This is a genomic window from Bacillus sp. AM1(2019) (assembly GCF_009906915.1).
Lineage (GTDB): Bacteria > Bacillota > Bacilli > Bacillales > Bacillaceae > Bacillus > Bacillus velezensis.
Genome location: NZ_CP047644.1, coordinates 115410 through 126084 on the forward strand (window position 1 = coordinate 115410; position 10675 = coordinate 126084).

Sequence of the window (10675 nt, forward strand, 5' to 3'; positions counted from 1 at the left end):
ATGCTTCAATTTGAACAAATCAAAGATTCAAAGCAGTTAAACGGTCTTGCGCTTGCTTATATGGGTGATGCCATTTTTGAAATATACGTCCGGCATCACCTGCTTAAGCAGGGCTTTACGAAACCGAAAGACCTTCATAAGAAGGCGAGCCGGATTGTATCGGCAAAATCACAGGCAGACATATTGTTCCGCCTTCAGGACGAATCCTTTTTCACGGAGGAAGAGGAAGCCGTGCTGAGAAGAGGCAGAAACGCGAAATCAGGGACGACGCCTAAAAACACAGATGTACAGACGTACCGCCATAGTACAGCTTTTGAGGCTTTACTCGGATACCTTTTTCTTGAGAAAAGAGAAGAAAGACTGAATCAGCTGATTGCTGAGGCTATACAAGTCGGGACGTCAGGGAGGAAAACAAATGAGTCAGCAACATGATTACGTCATAGGAAAAAACGCTGTGATTGAGACGTTAAAGTCAGATCGCAAGCTGTATAAGTTATGGATGGCGGAAAACACAGTAAAAGGACAGGCGCAGCAAGTTATGGAGCTTGCTAAAAAGCGCGGCGTCACCATTCAATTTGTACCGAGGAAAAAACTCGATCAGATGGTTGAGGGGCAGCATCAGGGTGTTGTCGCCCAGGTGGCGGCATATGAATATGCACAATTAGACGAATTATATAAAAGAGCGGAAGAGAGAAACGAACAGCCTTTCTTTCTCATATTGGACGAGCTGGAAGACCCTCATAATCTCGGTTCCATCATGAGAACGGCTGACGCTGTCGGTGCACACGGCATCGTGATTCCGAAACGCAGAGCGGTCGGACTGACTTCGACGGTCGCAAAAGCTTCGACCGGTGCGATTGAACACATTCCCGTCGTGAAGGTGACCAACCTTGCCCGGACACTTGATGAAATGAAGGAGCGGGGGATTTGGGTCGTCGGAACGGATGCATCCGCCCGGGAAGACTACCGCTCTATGGACGGCAAGATGCCTTTGGCGCTCGTTATCGGAAGCGAAGGCAGAGGAATGGGCCGGCTTGTGAAAGAGAAATGTGATTTTCTCATTAAGCTTCCGATGGCCGGAAAAGTCACGTCTCTGAATGCGTCGGTAGCGGCCGGCCTTCTCATGTATGAAGTCTACCGGAAGCGCAATCCTTTAGGGGAATGAAGACAGATGGACATCCTGTTAGTAGACGGATACAACATGATTGGAGCTTGGCCGCAGCTAAAGGATTTAAAAGCGAACAGTTTTGAAGAAGCGAGAGATGTACTGATCCAGAAGATGGCGGAATATCAGTCCTACACGGGAATCAGAGTCATTGTGGTGTTTGACGCACACCTGGTAAAAGGCATAGAGAAAAAACAAACGAATCACAGAGTCGAAGTGATTTTCACACGGGAGAATGAGACGGCGGATGAGCGGATCGAGAAGCTTGCCCAGGCGCTGAATAATATTGCGACACAGATTCATGTCGCAACCTCCGATTATACGGAGCAGTGGGCGATTTTCGGACAAGGGGCTCTCCGCAAATCCGCCCGGGAGCTCCTGAGGGAAGTGGATACGATAGAACGCCGGATTCAAAGGCGGGTTTCAAAGATCACTTCTGAAAAACCACCGGGTAAAATCGAGCTGTCCGAAGAGGTTTTGAAAACGTTTGAAAAGTGGCGCCGAGGCGGTCTGGATTAGGTTGACGCTTTTTCGCCCATTAATGTATAATATTTCTATCTACGTGCGCCGGGGGGATCGCAGTGAATCTACAGAACAGCAAGGGAAAGTTCAACAAAGTGCAATTTTGCCAGTTGGAGGACGAGCAGGTCATTGAAAAGGTTCATGTTGGGGATAGTGATGCGTTAGATTACTTGATTACGAAGTACCGTAATTTTGTACGGGCGAAAGCAAGGTCTTATTTTTTAATAGGGGCCGACAGAGAAGATATTGTACAGGAAGGGATGATAGGCTTATATAAGTCTATCCGAGACTTTAGAGAGGACAAGCTCACTTCATTTAAAGCTTTTGCAGAATTATGCATTACCCGCCAGATTATTACCGCAATAAAGACAGCTACCCGTCAGAAACACATTCCTTTAAATTCCTATGTTTCTTTAGACAAACCTATTTTTGATGAAGAATCTGACAGAACACTGCTTGATGTCATTTCAGGCGCTAAAACGTTAAATCCTGAAGAGATGATTATTAATCAGGAAGAATTTGATGATATCGAAATGAAAATGGGAGAACTGCTGAGCGATCTGGAGAGAAAGGTGCTTGTTCTGTACTTGGACGGAAGAAGTTACCAAGAGATTTCAGATGACTTAAACCGACACGTAAAATCAATCGATAATGCCCTGCAGCGCGTGAAGCGCAAGCTTGAAAAGTATTTAGAAATAAGAGAGATCAGCCTGTAGCAGGTTTCTGTGTCATATTGACAGAATTTTTCTGACTGTGCTATTTTATTAAGATAAATGAATGTTTAGGAAAAGGTGTAACGACATGAGAAAAAAGATTACGCTGGCATGCAAAACATGCGGAAATCGTAATTATACGACAATGAAAAGCTCTGCATCAGCGGCTGAGCGGTTAGAAGTTAAGAAGTACTGCAGCACTTGCAATTCACATACAGCTCATTTAGAAACAAAATAGTGTTCGCTTTTTAAATTGTGGAGGTCTTTTACATGCGCATGATGAGTTTCTTTAAAGATGTTGGGAAAGAAATGAAAAAGGTTAGCTGGCCTAAAGGCAAAGAGTTAACGCGCTATACGATCACGGTGATTTCAACGGTTATCTTTTTTGTTATCTTTTTTGCCCTCCTTGATACAGGAATTTCTCAATTAATTCGTTTAATAGTTGAATAATGATCAGCAATACGTGCTATAATAGATCATAATATCGTTTGCCAAAACCCGTTCAGCGGGTTTTTTATTGTGTTGTTGAAAAAAGGATTCATAGGCCCTGAGCCTATTTTTTGTTTTACACTTCATTTTTAAATGCGGGGAGGGAAGGACTGCAGAGTCCTGATAGAATGGAAAAGAATTGGTATGTTGTTCATACGTATTCCGGTTATGAAAACAAAGTAAAAGCGAACCTTGAAAAACGTGTGGAATCAATGGGAATGCAGGATAAAATTTTCCGCGTTGTCGTCCCTGAAGAAGAAGAGACTGATATTAAGAACGGCAAGAAAAAAGTAGTCAAAAAGAAAGTGTTCCCGGGTTATGTGCTTGTTGAAATCGTCATGACTGATGATTCCTGGTATGTGGTCCGCAACACGCCGGGCGTTACCGGATTCGTCGGATCAGCCGGTTCAGGCTCAAAGCCGACTCCGCTTCTTCCTGGCGAAGCGGAAACCATCTTAAAACGCATGGGCATGGATGAGCGGAAAACCGACATTGATTTTGAATTGAATGAGACAGTCAAAGTCATAGACGGACCTTTCGCCAACTTTACAGGATCAATTGAAGAGATTGATTATGATAAGAGCAAAGTGAAAGTATTCGTTAACATGTTCGGCCGTGAAACGCCGGTTGAACTGGAATTTACCCAGATCGACAAATTGTAATGTGAAAAAACTTGAAATTGCTATATATTAATGATAATATAGCAAAGGTACGTCTTGGACTAATCCAAGGCAGCTAGCTTGATATTTCGTCATTCATATAAAGAATGAAACCTTGAGTGGGAGGGTTTACCCTATTACCACATCACGGACTTAAGGAGGTGTGTCTCGTGGCTAAAAAAGTAGTAAAAGTTGTAAAATTGCAAATTCCTGCTGGAAAAGCTAACCCAGCGCCGCCAGTTGGACCTGCACTAGGTCAAGCCGGTGTAAATATCATGGGATTCTGTAAGGAGTTTAATGCTCGTACAGCTGACCAAGCTGGTTTAATCATTCCTGTTGAAATTTCGGTTTACGAAGACCGTTCATTTACATTTATTACAAAAACTCCGCCTGCTGCAGTATTGCTTAAAAAAGCAGCTGGAATTGAGTCTGGTTCTGGTGAACCAAACCGTAATAAAGTGGCAACCGTTAAGCGCGATAAGGTTCGCGAAATCGCTGAAACGAAAATGCCTGACTTAAACGCAGCAGACGTTGAAGCGGCAATGCGCATGGTTGAAGGTACTGCCCGCAGTATGGGTATCGTTATCGAGGATTAATTTGTTTCTTGTCGGGTTGCGAGTTTTCACAAGTTCGCAACCCTTATTCGTGGGAGGTTATTCCGCTATAACCACATAAGGAGGAAATTTTAAAATGGCTAAAAAAGGTAAAAAGTACGTTGAAGCTGCGAAGCTTGTAGACCGTGCGAAAGCTTACGACGTCGCTGAAGCAGTGGCGCTTACTAAAAAAACAAACACAGCTAAATTCGACGCTACAGTTGAAGTTGCTTTTCGTTTAGGGGTTGACCCTCGTAAAAACGATCAGCAAATCCGCGGTGCAGTTGTACTTCCTAACGGAACTGGTAAAACTCAGCGCGTGCTTGTATTCGCTAAAGGCGAAAAAGCAAAAGAAGCTGAAGCTGCCGGTGCAGACTACGTTGGCGATTCTGATTACATCGCGAAAATCCAGCAAGGCTGGTTCGAATTCGATGTAATCGTTGCGACTCCTGACATGATGGGTGAAGTCGGTAAAATCGGCCGTGTGCTTGGACCAAAAGGTCTTATGCCAAACCCTAAAACAGGAACTGTTACATTCGAAGTGGAAAAAGCAATCGGCGAAATCAAAGCTGGTAAAGTAGAATACCGCGTTGACAAAGCTGGTAACATCCATGTTCCGATCGGAAAAGTATCTTTCGAGGATGAAAAACTTGTTGAGAACTTCACAACAATGTATGATACAATCCTGAAAGCAAAACCGGCTGCGGCTAAAGGTGTTTACGTGAAAAACGTTGCCGTTACTTCTACTATGGGCCCTGGTGTCAAAGTAGACGCTTCTACTTTCAACGTAAAATAATATTTGACTTTAGATCAGCATTCTGATATGATTCAAAATGTTGTAAAATATAATATGTCATTTATACCGTAGACAGCAGGGGCCGTTGAGGCTTAATATCCTGCCGAGGTGTATATATATCACAGCTATTACGTTACGTATGCTTGTATATACAGCCTCCATGTCCACATGGAGGCTTTTTATATGAAATCGTCGTCACAGTCGTGATCACCTAGCGGTATAAGTGTTACACAAAATCTACAGGAGGTGTAACCATGAGCAGCGCAATTGATACAAAAAAAGTTGTTGTTGAAGAGATTGCTTCTAAACTGAAAGAAAGCAAATCAACGATCATCGTTGACTACCGCGGACTTAACGTTTCTGAAGTAACTGAACTCCGTAAACAGCTTCGCGAAGCTAACGTAGAGTTCAAAGTGTACAAAAACACAATGACTCGCCGTGCGGTTGAACAAGCTGAACTTGATGGTTTGAATGATGTCTTAACTGGACCGAATGCGATCGCATTCAGTACTGAAGATGTTATCGCTCCGGCAAAAGTTCTTAACGAGTTCGCGAAAAATCACGAAGCTCTGGAAATCAAAGCGGGCGTTATCGAAGGAAAAGTATCTTCTGTTGAAGAAGTGAAAGCTCTTGCTGAACTTCCTTCACGCGATGGCTTACTTTCTATGTTGCTTAGCGTACTTCAAGCTCCAGTTCGCAACCTTGCACTTGCAGCTAAAGCAGTTGCAGACCAAAAGGAAGAACAAGGCGCTTAATCTGATTTTACCCTAAAATAAAACAAATGGAGGAATTTCAAATGGCTTTAAATATCGAAGAAATCATTGCTTCCGTTAAAGAAGCAACTGTACTTGAATTGAACGACCTAGTAAAAGCAATCGAAGAAGAATTTGGCGTAACTGCTGCTGCTCCTGTAGCTGTAGCTGGCGGAGCTGCTGCTGGCGGCGCTGCTGAAGAGCAAAGCGAATTCGACCTTATCCTTGCTGGTGCAGGTTCTCAGAAAATCAAAGTTATCAAAGTTGTTCGTGAAATCACTGGTCTTGGCTTGAAAGAAGCTAAAGAACTTGTTGACAACACTCCAAAACCACTTAAAGAAGGTATTGCGAAAGAAGAAGCTGAAGAGCTTAAAGCTAAACTTGAAGAAGTTGGCGCTTCTGTAGAAGTTAAGTAATCTTCACTTGCCTGTAGGGGAAGCTCGCTTTTATGAGGCGGGCTTTTTCTTTGCTTTTCTTTAAGTGCCATTATAAAAGGAGGTTCTAATAATGAGTGATCACTATTATTCAGAAAAACCTTCAGTTAAAAGCGATAAACAGACATGGTCATTTACACTGCGGAACAGATCTTATACATTCACAAGTGACAGCGGCGTTTTCTCGAAAAAGGAAGTTGATTTCGGTTCGCGTGTCTTAATTGAAGCGTTTGAAGAGCCGGAGATCGATGGCGACTTCCTGGATGCAGGCTGCGGTTACGGCCCGATCGGTCTGTCACTCGCCGGTGAATTTACAGACCGGACCGTGCACATGATTGACGTGAATGAAAGAGCCGTAGAGCTGTCAAATGAAAATGCAGAAAAAAACGGAATAAAAAACGTTCGAATTTATCAGAGTGATTTATTTTCAAATATTGATTCTGCTCAAACATTTGCTTCTATTATTACAAACCCCCCAATCCGCGCCGGAAAAAAAGTTGTCCATGCCATTTTTGAAAAAAGCGCTGAGCATTTAAGGGCTTCAGGTGAATTGTGGATCGTTATACAGAAAAAACAGGGCGGGCCTTCTGCCATTGAAAAACTGAAGGAGCTTTTTGACGAAGTTTCTGTGGTTCAAAAAAAGAAAGGCTATTATATCATAAAAGCAAAAAAAGTTTGACTTGAATTTTCAGCTATGTTAATATTGTAAAATGCCAATGTATATATTTTGCATGATATGCTGAAATAATCATAGTGCATGTATAAATTATACAAACATGGAAATGCTAATAAAATCGGTATTTGTTTTTGGATGTGGTTTTCTTAATTAGAAACCCTTTTTTCTTTTGTCTTGTAAAAGTATTTCTTTATCGTAAGAGATGCTTATTACACATATAATACGCATGATTTGAGGGGTGAATCAGTTGACAGGTCAACTAGTTCAGTATGGACGACACCGCCAGCGCAGAAGCTATGCTCGCATTAGCGAAGTGTTAGAATTACCAAATCTCATTGAAATTCAAACCTCTTCTTATCAGTGGTTTCTTGATGAGGGTCTTAGAGAGATGTTTCAAGACATATCACCAATTGAGGATTTCACTGGTAACCTCTCTCTAGAGTTCATTGACTACAGTTTAGGAGATCCTAAGTATCCCGTTGAAGAGTCAAAAGAACGTGATGTGACTTACTCAGCTCCGCTGAGAGTGAAGGTTCGTTTAATTAACAAAGAAACTGGAGAGGTAAAAGACCAGGATGTCTTCATGGGTGATTTCCCTATTATGACAGATACCGGTACTTTTATCATCAACGGTGCAGAACGTGTTATCGTATCTCAGCTTGTTCGGTCTCCAAGTGTATATTTCAGTGGTAAAGTAGACAAGAACGGTAAAAAAGGTTTTACCGCGACTGTCATTCCAAACCGTGGCGCATGGTTAGAATACGAAACTGATGCGAAAGATGTTGTGTATGTCCGCATTGATCGCACACGTAAGTTGCCGGTTACGGTTCTTTTGCGTGCTCTCGGCTTCGGTTCCGACCAAGAGATTCTCGATCTCATTGGTGAGAACGAATATCTCCGCAATACACTGGATAAGGACAACACTGAAAACAGTGACAAAGCGCTTCTTGAAATCTATGAGCGCCTTCGTCCCGGAGAGCCGCCTACAGTAGAAAACGCAAAAAGCTTGCTGGATTCCCGTTTCTTCGATCCGAAGCGATACGACCTTGCGAATGTAGGACGCTATAAAATTAATAAAAAGCTTCATATCAAGAACCGCCTGTTTAACCAGCGCCTTGCAGAAACACTGGTGGATCCGGAAACCGGTGAAATTCTTGCTGAAAAAGGGCAGATTCTTGACAGAAGAACACTTGATAAAGTACTGCCATACTTAGAAAATGGAATCGGCTTCAGAAAACTTTATCCTAACGGCGGCGTTGTCGAGGATGAAGTGATGCTTCAATCCATTAAAATCTATGCTCCTACAGATGCAGAAGGAGAGCAGACGATCAATGTGATCGGCAATGCTTACATCGAAGAGGCGATTAAAAACATTACGCCTGCTGATATTATTTCTTCTATCAGCTACTTCTTCAACCTCCTGCACGGAGTGGGCGACACTGATGATATCGACCATCTCGGAAACCGCCGTCTGCGTTCTGTAGGTGAGCTCCTGCAAAACCAATTCCGTATCGGTTTAAGCCGGATGGAACGTGTCGTACGTGAAAGAATGTCTATTCAAGACACGAATACAATTACGCCGCAGCAGCTGATTAACATCAGACCTGTTATTGCGTCTATTAAAGAGTTCTTCGGAAGCTCACAGCTTTCTCAATTCATGGATCAGACGAACCCGCTTGCTGAATTGACGCACAAACGCCGTCTGTCAGCTCTCGGACCGGGCGGTTTGACACGTGAGCGCGCAGGTATGGAAGTACGTGACGTTCACTACTCTCACTATGGCCGTATGTGTCCGATTGAAACGCCTGAGGGCCCGAACATCGGTTTGATCAACTCATTGTCATCATTTGCGAAAGTAAACCGCTTTGGTTTCATTGAGACGCCATACCGCCGCGTTGATCCTGAAACAGGAAAAGTAACGCCTAGAATCGACTACCTGACTGCTGATGAAGAGGATAACTATGTCGTAGCCCAAGCGAATGCTAAGCTGAGCGATGACGGTTCTTTCTTGGATGACAGCATCGTAGCGCGTTTCAGAGGGGAAAACACCGTTGTAGCCCGCAACCGCGTGGATTACATGGACGTATCTCCTAAACAGGTTGTATCTGCTGCGACAGCATGTATTCCGTTCTTGGAAAACGATGACTCGAACCGCGCCCTCATGGGAGCGAACATGCAGCGTCAGGCTGTGCCTTTGATGCAGCCGGAAGCTCCGATCGTCGGAACGGGTATGGAATACGTATCCGGTAAAGACTCCGGTGCAGCCGTTATTTGTAAACACCCTGGTATCGTTGAACGGGTGGAAGCGAAAAACGTATGGGTGCGCCGCTATGAAGAAATTGACGGCCAAAAAGTAAAAGGCAACCTGGATAAGTACAGCTTGCTGAAATTTGTCCGCTCCAACCAAGGTACGTGCTACAACCAGCGTCCGATCGTCAGTGTCGGCGATGAAGTAGTCAAAGGAGAAATCCTTGCTGACGGACCTTCAATGGAGCTTGGTGAACTTGCTCTCGGCCGCAACGTAATGGTCGGCTTCATGACATGGGATGGTTACAACTATGAGGATGCCATCATCATGAGTGAACGCCTTGTGAAAGATGATGTATACACATCTATTCACATTGAAGAATATGAATCAGAAGCACGTGATACAAAGCTTGGGCCGGAAGAGATCACCCGCGATATTCCAAACGTAGGGGAAGACGCGCTTCGCAATCTTGATGACCGCGGAATTATCCGTATCGGTGCGGAAGTCAACGACGGAGACCTTCTCGTAGGTAAAGTAACGCCTAAAGGTGTAACTGAGCTTACGGCTGAAGAACGCCTTCTGCATGCGATCTTTGGAGAAAAAGCGCGTGAAGTCCGTGATACTTCTCTCCGTGTGCCTCACGGCGGCGGCGGAATTATCCACGACGTAAAAGTCTTCAACCGTGAAGACGGCGACGAACTTCCTCCGGGAGTGAACCAGCTTGTACGCGTATATATCGTTCAGAAACGTAAGATTTCTGAAGGTGATAAAATGGCCGGACGTCACGGAAACAAAGGGGTTATCTCGAAGATTCTTCCTGAAGAAGATATGCCTTACCTTCCTGACGGCACGCCGATCGATATCATGCTTAACCCGCTGGGTGTACCATCACGTATGAATATCGGTCAGGTATTAGAACTTCACATGGGTATGGCTGCCCGCTACCTCGGCATTCACATCGCGTCACCTGTATTTGACGGCGCGCGTGAAGAAGATGTGTGGGAAACACTTGAAGAAGCAGGCATGTCAAGAGACGCTAAAACAGTTCTTTATGACGGCCGTACGGGAGAACCGTTTGACAACCGTGTATCTGTCGGAATCATGTACATGATCAAACTGGCGCACATGGTTGATGATAAACTTCATGCCCGTTCTACAGGTCCTTACTCACTTGTTACGCAGCAGCCTCTCGGCGGTAAAGCCCAATTCGGCGGACAGCGTTTCGGTGAGATGGAGGTTTGGGCGCTTGAAGCTTACGGCGCAGCTTACACGCTTCAAGAAATCCTGACTGTGAAGTCCGATGACGTGGTCGGACGTGTGAAAACATATGAAGCCATCGTCAAAGGCGACAATGTTCCAGAGCCTGGTGTTCCGGAATCATTCAAAGTATTGATCAAAGAGCTTCAAAGCTTAGGTATGGACGTAAAAATCCTTTCAGGCGATGAAGAAGAAATAGAAATGAGAGATCTAGAAGACGAGGAAGATGCGAAACAAGCTGACGGCCTTGCATTATCAGGTGATGAAGCGCCGGAAGAAACAGCATCTCCAGACGTTGAACGTGACGCAGTAACGAAAGAGTAGTCTCTGATTGATAAAGGCAAGTGACATCGGTTAATCCGAAGATAAAA

At 44.2% G+C, this 10675-nt stretch carries 13 protein-coding genes and 1 other annotated feature; all 13 genes read left to right on the forward strand.

All coding sequences use genetic code 11. The features are described from left to right. Entirely contained in the window at positions 1–432 is a 432-nt protein-coding gene (locus GNE05_RS00625) for a Mini-ribonuclease 3 (protein WP_160182332.1), read from the forward strand. Next, positions 416–1165: a 23S rRNA (guanosine(2251)-2'-O)-methyltransferase RlmB gene (rlmB, locus tag GNE05_RS00630; protein WP_003156413.1), complete on the forward strand. Its 750-nt coding sequence runs from the start codon at positions 416–418 to the stop codon at positions 1163–1165. The genes GNE05_RS00625 and rlmB overlap by 17 nt, the downstream gene beginning before the upstream one ends. A 6-nt stretch (positions 1166–1171) precedes the next feature. Further along, positions 1172–1684, forward strand: a complete 513-nt coding sequence (rae1, locus tag GNE05_RS00635; RefSeq protein ID WP_003156414.1) for a ribosome-dependent mRNA decay endonuclease Rae1/YacP — start codon at positions 1172–1174, stop codon at positions 1682–1684. 62 nt (positions 1685–1746) lie between these two features. Continuing rightward, positions 1747–2403: an RNA polymerase sporulation sigma factor SigH gene (sigH, locus tag GNE05_RS00640; RefSeq protein ID WP_003156415.1), complete on the forward strand. Its 657-nt coding sequence runs from the start codon at positions 1747–1749 to the stop codon at positions 2401–2403. An 85-nt stretch (positions 2404–2488) separates the two neighbouring features. Beyond that, the gene (rpmG, locus tag GNE05_RS00645) at positions 2489–2638 is read left to right on the forward strand and encodes a 50S ribosomal protein L33 (RefSeq protein WP_003156421.1); all 150 of its coding nucleotides are present in this window, start codon (positions 2489–2491) and stop codon (positions 2636–2638) included. Between the two features lie 32 nt (positions 2639–2670). Next, positions 2671–2850: a preprotein translocase subunit SecE gene (gene secE / locus GNE05_RS00650; protein ID WP_003156422.1), complete on the forward strand. Its 180-nt coding sequence runs from the start codon at positions 2671–2673 to the stop codon at positions 2848–2850. Between the two features lie 167 nt (positions 2851–3017). After that, positions 3018–3551, forward strand: coding sequence for a transcription termination/antitermination protein NusG (gene nusG, locus GNE05_RS00655; RefSeq protein WP_003156423.1), 534 nt, complete (start codon positions 3018–3020; stop codon positions 3549–3551). A gap of 167 nt (positions 3552–3718) precedes the next feature. Further along, positions 3719–4144 carry a 50S ribosomal protein L11 gene (gene rplK, locus GNE05_RS00660; protein WP_003156430.1) on the forward strand — a complete coding sequence of 142 codons (426 nt, stop codon included), beginning with the start codon at positions 3719–3721 and terminating at the stop codon, positions 4142–4144. A 94-nt stretch (positions 4145–4238) separates the two neighbouring features. Next, entirely contained in the window at positions 4239–4937 is a 699-nt protein-coding gene (gene rplA / locus GNE05_RS00665; RefSeq protein WP_003156431.1) for a 50S ribosomal protein L1, read from the forward strand. Between the two features lie 48 nt (positions 4938–4985). Beyond that, positions 4986–5128, forward strand: a sequence feature (ribosomal protein L10 leader region). Positions 5129–5191: 63 nt separating this feature from the next. Continuing rightward, positions 5192–5692, forward strand: a complete 501-nt coding sequence (gene rplJ, locus GNE05_RS00670) for a 50S ribosomal protein L10 (protein WP_007410396.1) — start codon at positions 5192–5194, stop codon at positions 5690–5692. A 41-nt stretch (positions 5693–5733) separates the two neighbouring features. Then, positions 5734–6105 (forward strand): 50S ribosomal protein L7/L12, encoded by a 372-nt coding sequence (gene rplL, locus GNE05_RS00675; RefSeq protein ID WP_003156436.1) that lies wholly within the window; start codon positions 5734–5736, stop codon positions 6103–6105. Positions 6106–6196: 91 nt separating this feature from the next. Continuing rightward, on the forward strand, positions 6197–6802 hold the full coding sequence (locus tag GNE05_RS00680) for a class I SAM-dependent methyltransferase (RefSeq protein WP_007410397.1): 606 nt from the start codon (positions 6197–6199) through the stop codon (positions 6800–6802). A 244-nt stretch (positions 6803–7046) separates the two neighbouring features. Then, on the forward strand, positions 7047–10628 hold the full coding sequence (gene rpoB, locus GNE05_RS00685; protein ID WP_003156440.1) for a DNA-directed RNA polymerase subunit beta: 3582 nt from the start codon (positions 7047–7049) through the stop codon (positions 10626–10628). The last annotated feature ends 47 nt before the right edge of the window (positions 10629–10675 follow it).

Excerpts from the sequence above, each read along its gene's own strand:
- rlmB (WP_003156413.1), top strand. The coding sequence starts at position 416 with ATGAGTCAGCAACATGATTACGTCATAGGAAAAAACGCTGTGATTGAG.
- rplJ (WP_007410396.1), top strand. The coding sequence starts at position 5,192 with ATGAGCAGCGCAATTGATACAAAAAAAGTTGTTGTTGAAGAGATTGCT.
- rplL (WP_003156436.1), top strand. The coding sequence starts at position 5,734 with ATGGCTTTAAATATCGAAGAAATCATTGCTTCCGTTAAAGAAGCAACT.
- rpmG (WP_003156421.1), top strand. The coding sequence starts at position 2,489 with ATGAGAAAAAAGATTACGCTGGCATGCAAAACATGCGGAAATCGTAAT.
- secE (WP_003156422.1), top strand. The coding sequence starts at position 2,671 with ATGCGCATGATGAGTTTCTTTAAAGATGTTGGGAAAGAAATGAAAAAG.
- rplA (WP_003156431.1), top strand. The coding sequence starts at position 4,239 with ATGGCTAAAAAAGGTAAAAAGTACGTTGAAGCTGCGAAGCTTGTAGAC.
- nusG (WP_003156423.1), top strand. The coding sequence starts at position 3,018 with ATGGAAAAGAATTGGTATGTTGTTCATACGTATTCCGGTTATGAAAAC.
- GNE05_RS00625 (WP_160182332.1), top strand. The coding sequence starts at position 1 with ATGCTTCAATTTGAACAAATCAAAGATTCAAAGCAGTTAAACGGTCTT.
- GNE05_RS00680 (WP_007410397.1), top strand. The coding sequence starts at position 6,197 with ATGAGTGATCACTATTATTCAGAAAAACCTTCAGTTAAAAGCGATAAA.
- rae1 (WP_003156414.1), top strand. The coding sequence starts at position 1,172 with ATGGACATCCTGTTAGTAGACGGATACAACATGATTGGAGCTTGGCCG.